This is a genomic window from Catellatospora bangladeshensis (assembly GCF_016862575.1).
GTDB lineage: Bacteria > Actinomycetota > Actinomycetes > Mycobacteriales > Micromonosporaceae > Catellatospora > Catellatospora bangladeshensis.
The window spans coordinates 235,629-252,273 of sequence record NZ_BONF01000005.1 but is presented as its reverse complement, the minus strand read 5'-3'; the positions used below and the strand labels follow the sequence as shown (position 1 = coordinate 252,273).

The following is a 16,645-nucleotide window of genomic DNA, read 5'->3' as shown; positions in this document are numbered from 1 at the left end:
TCACTGACCCGTCCCACGAAGTGGCACGCCGCCGCTATCGCGTGAATGAGGTCCCGTTCCACCTGAACGTGGTCGTGCGGCTCAGCTCATTCAGCCGTCCGTGGTCCACGCTCAGGCCGCCCGGGACCACCCGCCATTGGCTGACCAGGTAATCCTCCGGCGGGGTGGGCACCCGGGTCAGCGCCCGCCAGCCGTCCGGCGCCAGGTCGAACAGCACCAGGTTCTCGCTCGGCTGCACGTCGGCCGTGGCCCCCGGGGTGTCGTCGACCGCGCACGACACCCGCAGCAGCAGGTAGGGCGGCCGGGCCGGGTTCAGCCGCACCAGGTACGGGCCGTTCGACGGCGCCCCCGGCATCAGCGTCCACTCGCGGTCCCCGCCGTCGGCGACGCCGTCCGCGTCGAACACCGGGCGCAGCTCGCCGGCGGGCGGCGGCAGGTCGTTGCAGCGCAGTTCCCCGGCGACCGGGGTCAGGTCCAGGCGGCGACCCGCCACGGTCGGCACCACCGGCGGGTACGCGGCCGACACGTCCACCGGCGCGAACGCCTTCCCCGTCCACCGGAAGCCGTACGCCATGCCGATCCGGTAGCCGGTGAGGTCACCGTGCCACGGATGCATCTCCAGGTAGAGCACCTGGTCGGCAACCCAGATCCCCGGGTAGACCGCGCCGCGGTCGCCCACCCAGCCCAGCGCGCGCAGCCGCCCGCCCGCCTCCCGGGTGACCACCAGCTGGTGCGACTTGCCGTCCCCGCTGTCCTCCTCGCTGCCCCAGCACGCCGCCCCGAGCACGGCCTCGGCCGCGCCGTCGCCGGTCAGGTCGCCGTAGACGACGGTGCCGACGTCGAGGGTGATGCGCGGATACCCGGCGGGCGCGGCCACCGGCGCGAAGCCGCCCGCCGCCGGGCGGGTGCGGAACGTGAGCTGCCCGGAGGGGCAGTCCGGGGCGGCGGGCACGGTGATCGTCGTGCGCCGCCAGTCCGTCTTCAGGATGGGGTCGCCCGCGTTCACCGTCGTCACCGGCGCGGGGCTGGGCGGCGGCGCGCTCGGCAGCGGGGTGGCCGAGGGGGCGGCGCTCGGGCTCTGGCTCGGGCTCGGGCTCGGCGTCTGCGCGGGCGGCGTCGGGCCGGGCCACACCGGGCCGACGACCCGGATCGCGAACACGGCCACCAGGGCGCACACGGCCGCCGCGGCTGCGGCCAGCGTGCCGTTGCGGGCCCGGCGGCGCCGGTCGCCGCGCTGCCGTACGGTGTCCGGCGGCACCGGCTCGCCGCCCCGGGAGTGCTCGCCCAGCAGCGCGGCCAGCTCGGTGCGCCCGCGGTGCAGCCAGGACTTCACGGTGCCCGCGGGCACGCCCATCTCCCGGGCCACCTCGTTCACCGGCAGGTCGACCAGGTGATGCAGCACGATCGCCTGCCGCTGGTCCATCGGCAGCGCCCGCAGCGCGGTCACCAGCGCCACGTGCTCCGGGTCGGCCGGGGCGACGTCGACCGGGCGCATCCGGAGCAGGTGCGCGGCGGCGGTGCGCAGGTTGCGCCAGCGGGAGCGGGCCAGGTTCACCGTCACCCGGTACACCCACGCGCCCGGATTGTCGTACGCGGAGATCTCCGGCCAGCGCTGCCAGGCCCGGCAGTACGCCTCCTGCGCGAGGTCCTGCGCCTCGCCCCGGTCACCGGTGAGCCCGAACGCGACGGCCACGGTGCCGGCGTAGTTCGCCTGGTAGAACGAGTCGAAGTCGGCGGCGGCGAGCGCCCGGCGGCCGGCGGGCCGGGGCGCCCGCAGCGGCAGGGCGGGTTGCGGGGCGGGCATCGTCATGCAGGGTCACACACGATGCCCCGCCGAGCGGTTGCATGAATCCCAACCGTTATCGCCGGCGGTTAGGCTGCCGGTGTGGACGGTTACCTCGACGCGTACGCGACGGTGGCGCTGCTGCTGCTGGTGGGTGTTCTGATCATCGGCGGCGCGTTCGGAGCCAACCGGCTGCTGCGCCCGTCCCGGCCCAACGCGGCCGCGGGCAAGCACGACACGTACGAGTGCGGCCTCGACCCGGTCGAGGGCGGCTGGGCACAGATGCAGATTCGTTATTACATCTACGCCTACCTGTACGTGCTGTTCGCGGTCGAGGCCGTGTTCCTGTTCCCGTGGGCCGTCGTGTACGTCCGATCGGGTCTGGCCGTGGTCGTGGAGATGGCGATTTTCGTCGCCGTGCTCGCGTTGGGCCTGCTCTACGCCTGGCGCAAGAACGCGCTCCGCTGGCTGTGACCCCCGCGCGGGGCCGGTGCTTACCCGTGAGTAATGAGCCGGACAGCCCGCGTGTCACCGGCCGGACAGCTCGGGTGGCAGGGTCGCGCTAAAGCGCCACTCGTGCCACGATCGGGGGCGTGGACAACGTGCTGTTGCTGATCGTCGTCGCGCTCACCGTGGGCGCCGTGGTGTTCGGGGTGATGACGCTGGTCACCGGGGGTGACCCGGGCCTGGCGCCGGCCGAGCCGGACGAACGGGCCACACCGTTGCCCGCCGACCGCCCGCTCGTTGAGGGCGACGTGTCCCGGGTGACTTTCGACCCGACCTGGCGCGGCTACCGGATGGCGCAGGTCGACCAGACGCTGCGCCGCTTGGCGTACGACATCGGCTACAAGAGCGAGCTGATCCAGGTGCTGGAGGCGGAGGTCACCGCGCTGCGCGAGGGCCGCGTCGACGACGCCGACACCCTCGCCCGCGCCCGCGCCAGCGCGCTGGGCCAGGTCACCGGGATGGCGGCCGTGCTGGCCGAGGAGCCCGCCGCGGCCGGCGAGGCCGACGGCGAGCCCGCCGAGCTCGCGCCCGCCGCCGAGGCGGAGCAGACCGAGCAGCCCGCGGACGAGCCCGAGCACGACACGGACGCGCCCGAGGCCACCACCGACCCGGCGGCGGCCGGCGAGCCGGTCCGGCGGTGACGGCGCCCGACCCAGCGGCCCCGGGCGCGGGAGAGGTCACCGCCACGGTGATCGTCGCCGCGCCCGCCGAGCGGGTGTTCGCCGCCTTCACCGCCTGGGAGCGGCAGGGCGACTGGATCCCGCTGACCAAGGTGCGCGTGGTCGAGGGCGACGGCGGCGAGGGCACCGTCATCGAGGCGGTCACCGTGGCCGGCCCGGCGGTGCTGCGCGACGAGATGCGCGTGGTCAAGCTCGACCCGCCGTACGAGGTGCGCGTCGTGCACCAGGGCAAGGTGCTGCGCGGGCCCGGCGTCATGCGCTGCACCCCGATGGGCGGCGACCGCACCCAGGTCGTCTGGCACGAGTGGTTCCACCTGCCCGGCGGGGTCGCCGGCAAGATGGCCTGGCCCCTGCTGTGGCCCGGCTCCAAGGTCAGCCTCAAGCACTCCCTCAAGCGCTTCGCCCGCCTGGTCGAGTCCGGCCGCCTCCCCTGACGCCCCGCCGGTCCCGCCGTCCTGGCGTTGATCGTCCGACTTGCCTGGCACATGGGCGTATCTTGGACGCCCTTTCGCCCATGTGCCTGGCAAGTCGAGCGATCTAGACGGGGCGCTCCGGGTCGGCCGGGGACCAGCCCGGGCCGCGGAGCAGGGTGGCGGGCCACTGGGTGACGCGGCGGCGGCGCAGGTCGCGGAGGATGGCCGCGTACTCGTGATAGGCCACCCGCAGCGGGTTGTGGGTCTCGATGTTCTTGGTGAGGCCGTACACGGGGCGCTCCAGCTCCGGCGCGAACGAGCCGAACATCCGGTCCCAGACGATCAGGATGCCGCCGTAGTTGCGATCCAGGTAGCTGCCCTGCGAGGCGTGGTGCACGCGGTGGTGCGAGGGCGTGTTGAACACGAACTCGAACGGCCGCCACATGCGGTCGATGCGCTCGGTGTGGATCCAGAACTGGTACAGCAGGTTGATGCCGCCGCAGAAGGCGGTGATCGCCGGGTTGACGCCCAGCGCCGCGAGCGGCAGGTAGAACATGAAGCCGGTGAAGCCGGTCCAGGACTGACGCAGCGCCGTGGACAGGTTGAACGCCCGGGACGAGTGGTGCACCACATGCGACGCCCACAGCAGGCGGATGACGTGGTGGCCGCGGTGCGACCAGTAGTAGCAGAAGTCCTGCGCGATCAGGAACAGCGGCAGCGCCCACCAGGCGAACGGGATGCGCAGCGGGGTGAGTTCGAAGACCGCCGCGGTGGCCAGGCCGGTGCCCAGGCCCCACAGGACGTCCCAGCCCAGGCTGCCCAGGCCCATGCCGATGCTCGTGGCGCTGTCCTTCAGCCCGTACCCGATCTCGTCCTCGTCGGGATGGAACCGGTAGGACACCCGTTCGAGGACCATGAGCAGAATGAACAGCGGCACCGAGTACAGCACCACAGGTGGGAAGTCCGGGAGCGTCATGGGTTCCGAAGGCTATTCGCGTTCTGGTAAGGGGGCAAGAGGGTGAACGACCTTATCGTCGGGGAGGACGGCAAGGCCCGCTGCGCGTGGGCGGCGAGCGCTCCGGAGTACCGGGCGTACCACGACGAGGAGTGGGGCACGCCGCTGCGCGGCGACGACGCCCTGTTCGAGCGGGTGAGCCTGGAGGCGTTCCAGTCCGGCCTGTCCTGGATCACGATCCTGCGCAAGCGGCCCGCGTTCCGGGCGGCGTTCGCCGGGTTCCACATCGAGACCGTGGCCGGGTTCGGGTCCGCCGACGTGGACCGGCTGCTCGGCGATGCGGGCATCGTGCGCAACCGTTCCAAGATCGAGGCGACGTTGCACAACGCCCGGGTGGTGCTGGGGCTGCCCGGCGGGCTGAGCGCGTTGCTGTGGTCGTACGCCCCCGACCCGGCGCGGCGGCCCCGGCCCGCGACCCGGGCCGACGTGCCCGCCGTGACGGCCGAGTCGACCGCCATGGCCAAGGACCTGAAGAAGCGCGGTCTGCGCTTCGTCGGGCCCACCACCGCGTACGCGCTGATGCAGGCCACCGGCATGGTCGACGACCATCTGGCGGGCTGCCACGTCGCCGCGAAACGCCTGTGATGGGATGAACGGGTGCGTAGGGAGTGGCTGGTCAGCGTCGCGTTGCCGATCGAGGCGGAGTCCCCGGAGGAGGCCGTCCGGGAGTACTGGCGGTACGTCACCGAGCTCGGCCCGGACGAGCTGCCCGCCTACGTCTCGCCCGCCGGTGACGAACTGCAGATGAGTGCGTACGTCACCGACGGCGTCGCGCCCCTGGACCCGGAAGAGGACTGAGCCGCGACGGCTGCGGGACGGGGCTCACGCGCCGTGGAAGACGGGCTTCTGCTTGGCGACGAAGGCGTGGGTGCTGTCGCGGTGGTCCGCGGTGCGGCCCGAGACGGTCTGCGCGGCCAGCTCGACGTCGAGGGCGTCGGCGAGGGTGCCGGTGGCGCCGTGCAGCAGCTCGCGCTTGATCTGCCCGTACGCCACGGTGGGCCCGGCGGCCAGCCGCGCGGCCAGCTCCTGCGCGGCGGGCAGCACCTGCTCGTCGTCCTCGACCAGCCGGGTCAGCAGGCCCAGGCGGGCGGCCTCGGCGGCGGGCACCGGCTCGGCGAGCAGCAGCAGCTCGGCTGCCTTGGCGCTGCCCACCATCCGGGGCAGGGTCCACGAGACGGCGGTGTCGGCGGCCAGGCCGACCCGGGCGAAGGCCATCAGGTACGACGTCGAGGGGCCGCCGATGCGCAGGTCGGACAGGAAGGCCAGGCCCGCCCCGGCCCCCGCGGCGGCGCCGCGCACCGCGGCCACGACGGGCTTGGGCAGCTCGGCCAGGGCCAGCGCGAGCGGGTTGTAGTGCTTCTCGACGGTGTCCAGCGGGGCGTCCCCGCCCAGCGCGGCGACGTGCTCGCGCAGGTCCTGCCCGACGCAGAAGGCGCGACCGGCGCCGGTCAGCACCACGGCCCGGCAGCCGGCGTCGGCGGCCAGCTCCAGGAAGGTCTCCCGAAGCGCCTCCTTGAGCGCGACGTCCAGCGAGTTCAGCGACTCGGGACGGTTCATCGTGACGGTGACGACGCCCTCGGCGCGGTCGACGAGCAGCGGTGCGGACATCAGCTCTCCCTGAGGCAGTGATCGACGAAACGGTCGGCGGCGGGCCGCAGCCGGGCGGCCTGCCGGTCGAAGAACGCGGCCGCGGCGGTGCCGGGCCAGTCCGGGGGCAGCAGCGAGGCGGGCAGCTGCGGGTCGCGGAAGAGGAACGCCCGCCAGGCGTGCACGAGGGCGCACCGGGCGGCGTACGCGGTGCGGTCGTCGGTCAGCCGGGTCACCGCGCTCACCACCGGCGTGAGCTGCGCGACGAACCCGGCGTACGCGGCACCGACCGCGGAGACGTTCCACGCTCTCATGATCAGCTGCCGGGCGCCGTTCTCCCCGCCGACGTGCGCGGCGGAGAAGCGCTCGAAGCGCACCCCGGCGTCGGTGAGCAGCTGATCGACCTCGCCGGCCGGGCGGGCGGCGAGCCACACCGCGCTCTCCAGGCGGCCGTATCCGAGGAAGGTGAGGTCGGCGGAGAGCCGGTCGCGCTCGGCCCGCGCCTCGGGTGGGCTGACCACCAGCAGGTCGAAGTGGCCGTCCCAGGAGCTGCGGCCGGTGCGGTAGATGCGGGCGGCGGCCTCGTCGAGCCGGCGCACCGCCCGCGGGGAGAGCTGGTAGCCGGGTCCGGCCTCCAGCCGCACCGGGGAGAGCCAGCCCTGTCGCACCATGCGGGACACCGCGGTGCGCACCGCCGGTGCGGCGATGCCGAGCGGCGCGAGCAGCCGGATGAGGGCCGCGATGGTGGCCCGGCCGCCGCGTTGCCGCAGGTGATCGCCGTAGAGGTCGAATAGTGCGGAACGGGCCTGCATGAGGGGTGATTGTGACAGATGTGAACTGCGCTGGCGAGATGATGTCACAACGTGACCGGCCCGGTTTGGGCTTAGCGGAGTCCATCAGGGAAAATCATTGGTCGGCACCCGAACGTGTGGTCCCACCCAACCACACGGGGTGCCGGAAGGCGTACACCGGTGACGCATCGTGACCGGCCGTGGAAACGCGGCCTCGCGATGTTTCGGCGGTGGAGCAGGCGGGGAGACCCGCCGAGTCTTGCATTCCATCCCGGGTGCAGAACTGGCAAGTCTGAGGGGAGACACACATGGCGGCGATGAAGCCGCGGACGGGCGACGGTCCGCTGGAGGTCACGAAAGAGGGCCGGGGAATCGTCATGCGCGTGCCGCTGGAGGGCGGCGGGCGGCTTGTGGTGGAGATGACACCAGACGAGGCCACTGCCCTGGGCGAGGCGCTCAAGCTGGCCGTCGGCTGACAAACGGGACCGGCCGGCGCCGGTGGTGCGCCCGCCGGCGGCCCGTCTCCGCGACGGCCGCCAGGCGTTCCACTGGCCCCACCCGGCCGAACCCGACCCACCCCTCCTCGGCACGGCGTCCTCGCCCGGCGCGGACGCCTCGCCGTTCACACCCCCCCGCAGTAACACCCTCCTGACCAGCGGGAAACATCCCCGTCCCGATTCCGCCGCGGCCACGGCGAACCCCCGCGGGACGGGGCGCGCACACCTGCCTCCGTCGCGGCCGGCGACCGGGGCGGCGCGATAGGGTCAGGCGGTCGGCGGTGTGAACGCCCTCGGTACAGGCTGTGAAGGGGCAGGTAATGATCTCGATTCGTCTGGACGGCGCGGCGAGCGCGGCCGGAACCGTCGCGTGCCCGGTGGGCGCCGCCGTGGGCGACAGCCCGCTCGGCACGCCGCTGGCCGTGCTGCCCGACGAGATCAGCGCCGAGGTCGAGGCGTACCTCGCCGCCACCGAGCACAAGGGCGCGCCCGGCGCGGTCCAGACGCTGCCCCGCCCGCTGCGCGAGCCGGCGAAGGTGCTGCTCGTCGGCGTCGGCGCGGGCGACGAGGCGGGCTGGCGCGCGGCCGGCGCGGCGCTGGCGCGTGCCGCCGCCAAGGAGCCGGCGCTCACCGTGCCCGTGCCCGCCGACCTGTCCGAGGCCGCGCTGCGCGGGCTCGCCGAGGGCCTGTGGCTCGCGTCCTACCGGTTCGCCCTGACCGAGGAGAAGGCCGAGGCCGCGCCGAAGCTGGCCGAGGTCGTGGTCGCGGTGGACGCCACCCCGGAGCGGGAGGCGGCGCTGGCCGCCGCGCGCATCGTGGCCGGGCACGTCCGCTTCGCCCGCGACCTCACCAACACCCCGTCGGTGATCAAGACGCCCGAGTGGTTCGTACGCCAGGTGCGGGAGCGGGCCGGGGACGGCGTCACGGTGACCGTGCGCGAGCAGGCGCAGCTGGCGGCCGAGGGCTTCGGCGGCATCCTCGCCGTGGGCGGCGGCTCGGTGAACGAGCCCCGCCTGCTGGAGCTGACCTGGGCACCGGAGGGCGCGACCCGGCACGTGGTGCTGGTCGGCAAGGGCATCACGTACGACACCGGCGGCATCGACATCAAGCCCACCGAGGCGATGCAGCTGATGCGCAAGGACATGGGCGGCGCGGCCGCGGTCGTCGGCACCCTGCTCGCCGTCGCCGAGCTGGGCCTGCCCGTCAAGGTCACCGCGCTGGCCCCGCTGGCCGAGAACATGGTCTCCGGCTCGTCCTGGCGGCAGGGCGACGTCGTCACCCACTACGGCGGCCTCACCTCCGAGGTGCGCAGCACCGACGCCGAGGGCCGGGTCGTGCTCGGCGACGCGATGGCGTACGCGGTCAAGAACCTCTCGCCCGACCTGCTGATCGACCTGGCCACGCTGACCGGCGCGTCCCGCATCGCGCTGGGCAAGAAGACCGCCGCCCTGTTCGGGGCCGACGACGAGCTGGTCGCGGCGCTCAGCGCGGCCGCGGCGGACGCGGGCGAGCAGCTGTGGCGCCTGCCGCTGGCCGACGAGTACGCCGCCGACGTCAAGTCGGACCTCGCCGACCTGGACAACGCGGCCGGCAACCCCGGCACCATCACCGCCGCGCTCTACCTGCGCGAGTTCGCCGGCGACCGGCGCGACCGCTGGATCCACATCGACATGTCCTCGCCGGCCTGGTCCGCCGCCCCCGACGCCGAGCTGGCCAAGGGCGCCACCGGCTGGGGCGTCCGTACCCTCACCCGCTGGCTCACCACCCTCTGACCGAGGCGAAGGAAGGGCACCTTCTTAACGCTATGCGTAGAGGAAGGTGCCCTTCTTAACGTCCGGCGGGGCCGGGGCGCCCGGTTCGGCGGGCTCGGCCCGCCATGATCGCGGGTTCGTGTCATAACCCAGCGCTAGACCGCACTTTGTGACACGAAACCGCGATCATCAGCCGGGAGCCGGGAGCCGGGGTCAGACGCGGACGGCGGCCAGGAGGCCCTCGCCCAGGGGCAGCACCGCGGGCTGCCAGAGGTCGCTGTCGCGGACGCTCTGCGCCAGCTCGCGCACCGTGAACACGTCGCGCCCGCTGGTCAGCACGCCGTGCAGCACCACCAGGCCGCCGGGACGCAGCAGCCGGGCGGCCGCGTCGACGAATGCGGCGTACTCGGTCGCGTCCGCGTCGACGAAGATCAGGTCGTACGCCCCGTCGGCCAGCCGGGGCAGCACCTCCAGCGCCCGCCCGGTGATCACCCGGGCCCGCGAGCTGGAGAAACCGGCCTCGACGAACAGCCGCCGGGCCATGCGCTGGTGCTCGGCCTCCAGGTCGATCGTGGTGAGCACGCCGTCGGGGCGCATGCCGCGCAGCAGCCACAGCCCGCTGACGCCGGTGCCCGTGCCGATCTCGACGACCGCCTTCGCCCCGCAGGCGGCGGCCAGCATGCGCAGGGCCGCGCCGGCCGACGGCGCGACGGGGTGCAGGCCCACCTCGACGGCCAGTCCGCGCGCGGTCTGCGCGATCACGTCCTCAGGGACGAACGTCGCGACGAAGTCGCCCGCGCTGCCGGCCTGCCGATGCAGCGTCGTCATTGATGCACCTTCCGTGAACAGTGAATTCTCACGTTGAAACCGTGCCATCCTGAAGCCGGGGAACGGACGGAGGGCAGGTCAGTGACCGACGGCTGGGGTTATCGCCGGCCGGATGACGACGACTGGACGGCAACGCAGCAGACGCCGCCGGCCGTCGCACCGCCGGCGTCGTTTTGGTGGTCCGATGCGCTCAACGATCCGTGGCGCGATCCGCACTCGCCGGTGGCGCTCGTGCCACCCGCCGAGCGCGTGTCCGCGCCCGTGCCGGAGCCGTTGGCCGAGCCCGACCCTACCCGACGTCGTACGTTGTGGACAGTCGCCGGAGTGGCCGTCCTCGCGGGCGTACTGGCCGGGGTCCTCGGCGGGGCGATGGGGGTGCGCTTCAGCGACGACCGGGCCGTCGCCCCCTCCGTCCTCGGCCAGGCCGCCGCGACCCCGCAGCGCGCTCCCGATTCGCTGGCCGCCGTGGCCAGGATGGTGCTGCCCAGCGTGGTCACGATCCGGGTGCCGGTGGAGGGCAGCGTGTCGCTCGGCTCGGGCTTCGTGGCCAGCGCCGAGGGCCACATCATCACCAACGACCACGTCGTGTCCGGCGGCTCCGGAGTGGCGAGCGTCATATTCGACGACGGCACCAGCTCGCCCGCGAAGGTGATCGGCGCCGACCCGGAGTCGGACGTGGCGGTGCTGCAGGTGCAGCGCAAGGACGTGCGCCCGGCGCTGCTCGGCGACTCCGACGCGGTCGTGGTGGGCGACCCGGTCGTCGCGGTCGGCTCGCCGCTGGCGCTGCGCGGCACGGTCACCGCGGGCATCGTCAGCGCCCTGGACCGGCCCATCGCCACCAACACCGACGACGGCGGGAACAGGTACTACGCCGCGATCCAGACCGACGCGGCGGTCAACCACGGCAACTCCGGCGGGCCGCTGGTGGACGCCGCGGGGCAGGTCGTCGGGATCAACGCCGTGATCAAGTCGATGGGCGGCAGCGAGGAGTCGGCGGGCAACATCGGCCTCGCCTTCGCGATCCCGATCAACCACGCTCGGCGCGTCGCCGACGAGATCATCTCGGACGGCCGGGCGCACCGTACCGTGATCGGGGCGGAGGTCGAGGAGGCGTTCCGCGGCCCCGCCGGCGGGGTGCGGCTGGGCGAGGTGGTGGCCGCCGGGCCGGCGGCCGAGGCGGGCCTGCGCCAGGGTGACGTGGTGACCAGCTTCGGCGGGCGGCCGCTCAGCGAGCCCACGGACCTCATCGCACTTGTGCGGAAAACTGCACCGGGTGAGGTGGTCCAGGTGGCCTACAAACGCGGTCCCACCAGCCATAACGCCTCCGTGACACTCGTCGCTGACGCCGACTGAGGGGTGGCCTGTCCGGCCGTGCCGCACGTACCCTTGCGACGTCGGGCACACCTCGGGAGGCAGCGGTGTTTGAGAATCTGAACAGCTGGGAGTTCATCGCGCTCCTGCTGCTCGCACTGTTGATCTTCGGAGAGCGGCTGCCCAAGGTCATCAGCGACGGTCTGCGCATGCTGCGCAACCTGCGCGCCATGGCCACCAACGCCACCGGCGACCTGAGCCGCGAGCTGGGCACCGACATCAAGCTCGAAGACCTCAACCCCAAGGCGTTCGTACGCAAGCACCTGCTCAGCGAGGAGGACGAGGCGGCCCTGCGCAAGCCGCTGACCGGCCTCTACGACGACCTCAAGGGCGAGCTGAACACGGTGAACAAGCTCGGCGCCGACGCCAAGGCCAACGTCAACGCCATGGCCGCCACCCCGAGCGGCACGACGTCGTCCACCGCGTCCCCGGCCCCGTCCGCCTCCCGCTTCGACGACGCCACCTGACCTTCACCCCGCAGTCCCGCCGCGCTCGCGCGCCGTCCCCGGCGTGCTTGATCATCCAACTTGCCAGGCACGTGGGCGAAAGCGCGCCCAAGATACGCACAAGTGCCAGGCAAGTCGGACGATCAAGGCCCGGCGGACCCGGGACGGTCATGGCCCGGCCGGGTTCGGGGACGGTCATGGCCCGGCCTCCGGGAGGAGGCGCGGGCCATGGGGCAGGGCGCGGTCAGCGTTTGGCGGGGGAGAGGCCGAGGGAGCGGCCGACCAGGGACTCGCGGCGGACGGCCAGGCGGTCGGCGACCGCGTTCAGGGCGCTGCCGGCGGGGGAGCCGGGGGCGCCGAGCACCACGGGGGTGCCCTCGTCGCCGGCCTCGCGTACGCCGGTGTCCAGCGGGATCTGGCCGAGCAGCGGGACCGACGCGCCGGTGAGGCGGGTCAGCGAGTCGGCGACGGTCTGCCCGCCGCCCGCGCCGAAGACCTCCATCCGGCTGCCGTCGGGCAGCTCGAGCCAGGACATGTTCTCCACGACGCCGACCAGGCGCTGGTGGGTCTGCAGCGCGATCGCGCCGGCCCGCTCGGCGACCTCGGCGGCCGCGGCCTGCGGCGTGGTGACCACCAGGATCTCGGCGGTGGGCAGCAGCTGGGCCAGCGAGATGGCGATGTCGCCCGTGCCCGGCGGCAGGTCGAGCAGCAGCACGTCCAGGTCGCCCCAGTACACGTCGGCGAGGAACTGCTGCAGCGCGCGGTGCAGCATCGGCCCACGCCACACGACCGCGGCGTTCCCGCTGGTGAACATGCCGATCGAGATGACCTTCACACCGTGCGCCTGCGGCGGCATGATCATGTCTTCGACCTGGGTGGGGCGGCCCTCGACGCCGAGCATGCGGGGCACCGAGTGGCCGTAGATGTCGGCGTCGACCACGCCGACGGACAGGCCGCGGGCGGCCAGCGCGGCGGCCAGGTTGACGGTGACGCTGGACTTGCCGACGCCGCCCTTGCCGGAGGCGACGGCGTACACGCGGGTGCGGCTGCCGGGCTGCGCGAACGGGATCACGGGCTCGGCCGCGGCGCCGCCGCGCAGCTTCTTCTGCAGGTCCTGGCGCTGGTCCGGGCTCATCACGCCGAAGTCGATCTCGACGGCGGTGACGCCCTCGACCGTCGTCGCGGCGGCGGTGATGTCGGTGCGCAGGGTGTCCTTGAGCGGGCAGCCGGCGACGGTCAGCAGGATGCGTACGTGGGCCACGCCCGCGTCGACCTTCACGGACTCGACCATGCCGAGCTCGGTGATGGGTCGCTTGATCTCCGGGTCGTTGACGGAGGCGAGTGCGGCGAGAACGGCCTGCTCGTCGGCGTGCACAGCGGTGGACATGGGGCCATGCTACCCGTGGCACAGATCATGATCGGGCAATGCGTGCGGCGGGTGGTACGCGCAACATTCTCGCGACCCATTGCCCGCGCTCGCCCGATCGTGGGACCATCGAAGGAGTTGAAGCCGCGCGTCATGCCCCTTGCGACGCGCGGCTTTTCCTGTCCGCCTTCGCCTCCTTGCGCGCGGCCTTCTCCTGCTGGTGGCGGCGCTCGGCCGCGTCGTCCAGCTCCTCGGCGAGCTTGGCCAGCTCGGAGCGGATGTAGTCGCGGGTGGCGACCTCGTTGAGGGCCATCCGCAGCGAGGCGATCTCGCGCGCCAGGTACTCGGTGTCGGCCTTCTGGGCCTGGGCGCGGCGGCGGTCCTCGTCGAGGGTCAGCCGGTCCCGGTCGGCCTGGCGGTTCTGGGCGAGCAGGATCAGCGGCGCGGCGTACGACGCCTGAGTGCTGAAGAACAGGTTGAGCAGGATGAACGGGTAGGGGTCCCACTTCAGCCCGAAGACGCCGATCAGGTTGAGCAGGATCCAGACGATCACGAAGATCGTCATGTAGACGATGAACTTCGCGGTGCCCATGAACCGGGCGAACTTCTCCGCGAAGGCGCCGAACGCCTCCGGGTTCCACTGCGGCAGGCGCACCGCGCGGGGCTCCCGGGGCTGGTCGAGACGGTCGCTCACCGGCCCGCCCCCCGCCCGGCGCGGCTCATGACGCCGTTTCCGGGCCCGGGCTGCGCTCCCGCCAGTCGCGCGGCAGCAGGTGGTCGAGGACGTCGTCCACGGTCACCGCGCCGACCAGCCGGTCGTTGGAGTCCACCACCGCGATCGCGACCAGGTTGTACGTCGCCATCCGCCGGGTGATCTCGGCGAGCGGCAAGCTGGGCGGCAGCGGCTGGATGTCGCGTTCCAGCACGCCGCCGAGCAGGTCGCCGGGCGGCTCGCGGAGCAGCCGCTGGAAGTGCACCACGCCCAGGTAGCGGCCGGTCGGCGTGTCGATCGGCGCGCGGCATACGAAGACCTGCGCGGCCAGTGCGGGGGACAGGTGCTTCTCGCGGATGCGGGCCAGCGCGTCGGCGACGGTGGCGTCCGGGGTGAGGATCACCGGCTCGCTGGTCATCAGCGCGCCGGCGGTGTTGGGCCGGTAGTGCATCAGCGCGCGGACCGGCGCGGACTCCTCCGGCTCCATCAGGTCCAGCAGCAGCGCCCGCTCGCTGGGCGGCAGCTCGGCCAGCAGGTCCGCGGCGTCGTCGGCGTCCATCTCCTCCAGCACGTCGGCGGCGCGCTCGCGGTCCAGCCGGGCCAGGATGTCCACCTGGTCGTGCTCGGGCAGCTCCTCCAGCACGTCGGCGAGGCGCTCGTCGTCCAGCGCCGCGGCGACCGCGTGCCGCCGCTGGTCGGGCAGCTCCTGCAGGGCGCTGGCCAGGTCGGCCGGGCGCATCTTCTCCAGCACGGTGAGCAGCGACGCGGTGCCCTGTACGGCGGCCGAGTCGACGAGCCCGGTCAGCTCGTCCCACTCGAACTGGTGCAGCTGGCCGCGGCGGCCGAGGCGGCTGGCGATGTCCCGTACCGCGACCCGGCCCAGGTTCCACTGCCCGGCCCGGTCGGACTCCATGGCCACGTCGACCACGGCGGCCGGGGTGCCGTTGGGGGTGGTGATCCGGCGGTCCAGCAGGTCGGCGAGGACGAGCAGCTCGGCCGGGCCCTTCTGGAAGCGGCGCAGGTTGATGGTGCCCGAGCCGAGCACGACGCTGTCGGAGTCGATCGAGGTGACCCGGCCGATGGGCAGGAAGATCTGGCGCCGCATCGGCATCTCGGCCATCAGGCCGACCACCGCGGGCGGGCCGTCGGAGCGCAGCCTGGCCACGGCGTCGCGGACCCGGCCCACCTGGTCGCCGTTCGGGTCGAAGACGGGCAGCCCCGCGAGCCGGGCGACGAAGACCCTGGTCAGCGTGGCCATATTGGCATGGTATGCGTATTTATCCGGCCCGGTGGGGTGTTACCGGCGGCGTACCCGGTGCAGCCGGAACGGCTTGCGGGTCGCGTTGGCGGCCGGGGTCGGGCGCGGCTCGGCGCTGCCGGACGCGTCGCCGCGCGGCTCCGGCTCACCCGCGGGCGTGAGCGCGACCAGCACACACTCCCGGCCCCACCGCTCGGCCAGCGCCTCGGCGGTGCCGGGGGCGTTCAGCCGCTTGCCCGCCATCGTCACCGCGACCGCGTCCCACCGCTCGCCGCCCGGTTCGACCCGCTCGACGGTCGCCGGATAGGTGACCACCGCCCCGCCGTGATCCCCGCGCAGCGTCACCGTGGCCCGCTCCGCCTCGGCGAGACCTGGCAGCTCCTGCTCCCCGGGACCGACCACCACGTGCAGCCGGCCCTCCAGCGGCAGGCACCAGACCGCGTACGCCGGCCCGCCGACCGACACCCACGCGACCGCCGCCTTCTTCGCGGCCTCCTCCACCAACGGATACGTCATGCCGCCATTCTCCCCCACAAAGGAAGGGCACCTTCTTAACGCTATGCGTAGAGGAAGGGCATCTTCTTAACGCTTGCCGGGCACGGGCAGGTCGACGTCGACGGGGTCGGGAGTGGGGAGGGCGGCGGGGCGGCGGGCGTCGAGGATGACCAGGGCGACGCCGCCGGTGAGCAGGGCGATGCCGGGCCAGGCGGCGGCGGGCGGCACCTGGTCCAGCCAGGCCCAGCCGAGCAGCGCCGCGCCGGGCACCTCCAGCAGGATCAGCACGCTGATCGTGGTCGCCGAGATCTTGTGCAGCGCGTAGTTGAACATCGAGTGCCCGAGCAGCTGCGCGCCCGCCGTAAGCGCGATGATCGCCAGCCACGTCTGGTCGTCGAAACCGGTGAGTCCCACCCCGAAGAGCAGGCACACCGCGAGCAGGACCAGGGCGCAGACCGAGTAGCAGACCGTCGTGTACGTCGTGGTGGTCGTCCGCTCCCGCGCTTTCTCGCCGAGCGCCGTGTACACCGCCGCGAGCAGTCCTCCGGCCACCGCGAGCAGGTCACCGGCCACCGCCGTACCCCCGCGGGTGAAGTCGGCCCCGGTGGCGATCGCGGCGCCCGCGACCGCGGTGCCGATGCCCAGCCAGGTCCAGCGGCCGAGGCGGCGGCCCTGCCCGAGCGCGATGAGGCCGGCCCAGATCGGCTGGGTGGCCACCAGCGCGGTCGCGGTCGCCACGGTGGTCATCTTGACGCTGGGCACCCAGGTCGCGAAGTGCGCGGCGAGCGCGACGCCGGCCAGCACGCTCCACCGCCAGGCCCGGCCCTCGCGCAGGCCGAGCAGCTCGCCGCGGCGGCGGGTGAGGGTGACCGGGGCGAGCACGCCCACCGCGAGGGCGTTGCGCCAGAACGCGATGGCCAGCGCGGGCGCGGCGGCGTACGCGATGAGGGCCCCGGAGGACGAGACGGCGATGATCGCCACGGTGACGGCGGCGATGGTGAGCGAGTCGAGCCGGGGGCGCATGAGGCCCGATCCTGCCAGGTGCAGCTCAGCGCGGCGTCGGCAGATCGACATCTACTCCCTGGAATCAGGCACGTACTGAACGCGATCATCCTATGTACTTCACGTGATCGCCTGATTACCCT

General features: G+C 73.3%; 18 protein-coding genes and 1 pseudogene. 9 read left to right on the top strand and 10 right to left on the bottom strand.

The features are described from left to right. Positions 1 to 34 precede the first annotated feature (34 nt). The gene (locus Cba03nite_RS04055; RefSeq protein ID WP_203741889.1) at positions 35 to 1,804 is read right to left on the bottom strand and encodes a SigE family RNA polymerase sigma factor; all 1,770 of its coding nucleotides are present in this window, start codon (positions 1,802 to 1,804) and stop codon (positions 35 to 37) included. A gap of 81 nt (positions 1,805 to 1,885) precedes the next feature. Between Cba03nite_RS04055 and Cba03nite_RS04050 the strand changes: the two genes are divergently transcribed. The 3 genes from Cba03nite_RS04050 to Cba03nite_RS04040 all read left to right on the top strand — a co-directional run bounded on the left by Cba03nite_RS04050 (position 1,886) and on the right by Cba03nite_RS04040 (position 3,404). After that, positions 1,886 to 2,257, top strand: coding sequence for an NADH-quinone oxidoreductase subunit A (locus Cba03nite_RS04050; RefSeq protein WP_203741887.1), 372 nt, complete (start codon positions 1,886 to 1,888; stop codon positions 2,255 to 2,257). Positions 2,258 to 2,376: 119 nt separating this feature from the next. Next, on the top strand, positions 2,377 to 2,931 hold the full coding sequence (locus Cba03nite_RS04045) for a DivIVA domain-containing protein (protein ID WP_203741886.1): 555 nt from the start codon (positions 2,377 to 2,379) through the stop codon (positions 2,929 to 2,931). Continuing rightward, the gene (locus tag Cba03nite_RS04040) at positions 2,928 to 3,404 is read left to right on the top strand and encodes an SRPBCC family protein (protein ID WP_203741884.1); all 477 of its coding nucleotides are present in this window, start codon (positions 2,928 to 2,930) and stop codon (positions 3,402 to 3,404) included. The genes Cba03nite_RS04045 and Cba03nite_RS04040 overlap by 4 nt, the downstream gene beginning before the upstream one ends. A gap of 103 nt (positions 3,405 to 3,507) precedes the next feature. Here the strand turns inward: Cba03nite_RS04040 and Cba03nite_RS04035 are convergent, their stop codons facing one another. Then, a complete protein-coding gene (locus tag Cba03nite_RS04035) occupies positions 3,508 to 4,359 on the bottom strand; it encodes a sterol desaturase family protein (RefSeq protein WP_203741882.1) in 852 nt (283 codons plus the stop codon). A gap of 42 nt (positions 4,360 to 4,401) precedes the next feature. On the opposite strand from Cba03nite_RS04035, the gene Cba03nite_RS04030 reads away from it, so the two are divergent. Together Cba03nite_RS04030 and Cba03nite_RS04025 are read left to right on the top strand one after the other, a co-directional pair. Further along, positions 4,402 to 4,983, top strand: coding sequence for a DNA-3-methyladenine glycosylase I (locus Cba03nite_RS04030; protein ID WP_203741880.1), 582 nt, complete (start codon positions 4,402 to 4,404; stop codon positions 4,981 to 4,983). Between the two features lie 15 nt (positions 4,984 to 4,998). Beyond that, positions 4,999 to 5,196 (top strand): annotated as a pseudogene (locus Cba03nite_RS04025) (hypothetical protein); the annotation flags it as partial. A 24-nt stretch (positions 5,197 to 5,220) separates the two neighbouring features. On the opposite strand, the gene Cba03nite_RS04020 reads toward Cba03nite_RS04025, so the two are convergent. Then, positions 5,221 to 6,006 (bottom strand): enoyl-CoA hydratase-related protein, encoded by a 786-nt coding sequence (locus tag Cba03nite_RS04020; RefSeq protein WP_203741875.1) that lies wholly within the window; start codon positions 6,004 to 6,006, stop codon positions 5,221 to 5,223. Further along, positions 6,006 to 6,797 (bottom strand): PaaX family transcriptional regulator, encoded by a 792-nt coding sequence (locus tag Cba03nite_RS04015; RefSeq protein WP_203741873.1) that lies wholly within the window; start codon positions 6,795 to 6,797, stop codon positions 6,006 to 6,008. Before Cba03nite_RS04015 ends, Cba03nite_RS04020 begins: the two co-directional genes overlap by 1 nt. 287 nt (positions 6,798 to 7,084) lie before the next feature. Between Cba03nite_RS04015 and Cba03nite_RS04010 the strand changes: the two genes are divergently transcribed. Together Cba03nite_RS04010 and Cba03nite_RS04005 are read left to right on the top strand one after the other, a co-directional pair. Then, positions 7,085 to 7,252, top strand: coding sequence for a DUF3117 domain-containing protein (locus tag Cba03nite_RS04010; RefSeq protein WP_120317235.1), 168 nt, complete (start codon positions 7,085 to 7,087; stop codon positions 7,250 to 7,252). Positions 7,253 to 7,593: 341 nt separating this feature from the next. After that, positions 7,594 to 9,045, top strand: a complete 1,452-nt coding sequence (locus Cba03nite_RS04005) for a leucyl aminopeptidase family protein (protein WP_203741871.1) — start codon at positions 7,594 to 7,596, stop codon at positions 9,043 to 9,045. A gap of 192 nt (positions 9,046 to 9,237) precedes the next feature. Here Cba03nite_RS04005 and Cba03nite_RS04000 read toward each other — a convergent pair whose 3' ends face one another. Continuing rightward, the gene (locus Cba03nite_RS04000) at positions 9,238 to 9,852 is read right to left on the bottom strand and encodes an O-methyltransferase (RefSeq protein ID WP_203741869.1); all 615 of its coding nucleotides are present in this window, start codon (positions 9,850 to 9,852) and stop codon (positions 9,238 to 9,240) included. An 81-nt stretch (positions 9,853 to 9,933) separates the two neighbouring features. Here Cba03nite_RS04000 and Cba03nite_RS03995 point away from each other — a divergent pair, with 81 nt between their 5' ends. Continuing rightward, positions 9,934 to 11,205 carry a trypsin-like peptidase domain-containing protein gene (locus tag Cba03nite_RS03995; RefSeq protein ID WP_203741867.1) on the top strand — a complete coding sequence of 424 codons (1,272 nt, stop codon included), beginning with the start codon at positions 9,934 to 9,936 and terminating at the stop codon, positions 11,203 to 11,205. Positions 11,206 to 11,270: 65 nt separating this feature from the next. Then, entirely contained in the window at positions 11,271 to 11,690 is a 420-nt protein-coding gene (locus Cba03nite_RS03990; protein ID WP_203741865.1) for a twin-arginine translocase TatA/TatE family subunit, read from the top strand. 223 nt (positions 11,691 to 11,913) lie between these two features. Here the strand turns inward: Cba03nite_RS03990 and Cba03nite_RS03985 are convergent, their stop codons facing one another. The 5 genes from Cba03nite_RS03985 to Cba03nite_RS03965 all read right to left on the bottom strand — a co-directional run bounded on the left by Cba03nite_RS03985 (position 11,914) and on the right by Cba03nite_RS03965 (position 16,523). Next, positions 11,914 to 13,056 (bottom strand): Mrp/NBP35 family ATP-binding protein, encoded by a 1,143-nt coding sequence (locus Cba03nite_RS03985; protein WP_203741863.1) that lies wholly within the window; start codon positions 13,054 to 13,056, stop codon positions 11,914 to 11,916. Between the two features lie 130 nt (positions 13,057 to 13,186). Further along, positions 13,187 to 13,729 carry a DUF1003 domain-containing protein gene (locus Cba03nite_RS03980; protein WP_203741861.1) on the bottom strand — a complete coding sequence of 181 codons (543 nt, stop codon included), beginning with the start codon at positions 13,727 to 13,729 and terminating at the stop codon, positions 13,187 to 13,189. Between the two features lie 25 nt (positions 13,730 to 13,754). After that, positions 13,755 to 15,005 carry a magnesium transporter MgtE N-terminal domain-containing protein gene (locus Cba03nite_RS03975; RefSeq protein ID WP_203741859.1) on the bottom strand — a complete coding sequence of 417 codons (1,251 nt, stop codon included), beginning with the start codon at positions 15,003 to 15,005 and terminating at the stop codon, positions 13,755 to 13,757. A 39-nt stretch (positions 15,006 to 15,044) separates the two neighbouring features. Then, complete coding sequence (locus Cba03nite_RS03970) at positions 15,045 to 15,521, bottom strand: hypothetical protein (RefSeq protein WP_203741857.1); 477 nt, start codon at positions 15,519 to 15,521, stop codon at positions 15,045 to 15,047. Positions 15,522 to 15,587: 66 nt separating this feature from the next. Beyond that, entirely contained in the window at positions 15,588 to 16,523 is a 936-nt protein-coding gene (locus Cba03nite_RS03965) for a DMT family transporter (RefSeq protein ID WP_203741855.1), read from the bottom strand. Positions 16,524 to 16,645 lie beyond the last annotated feature (122 nt).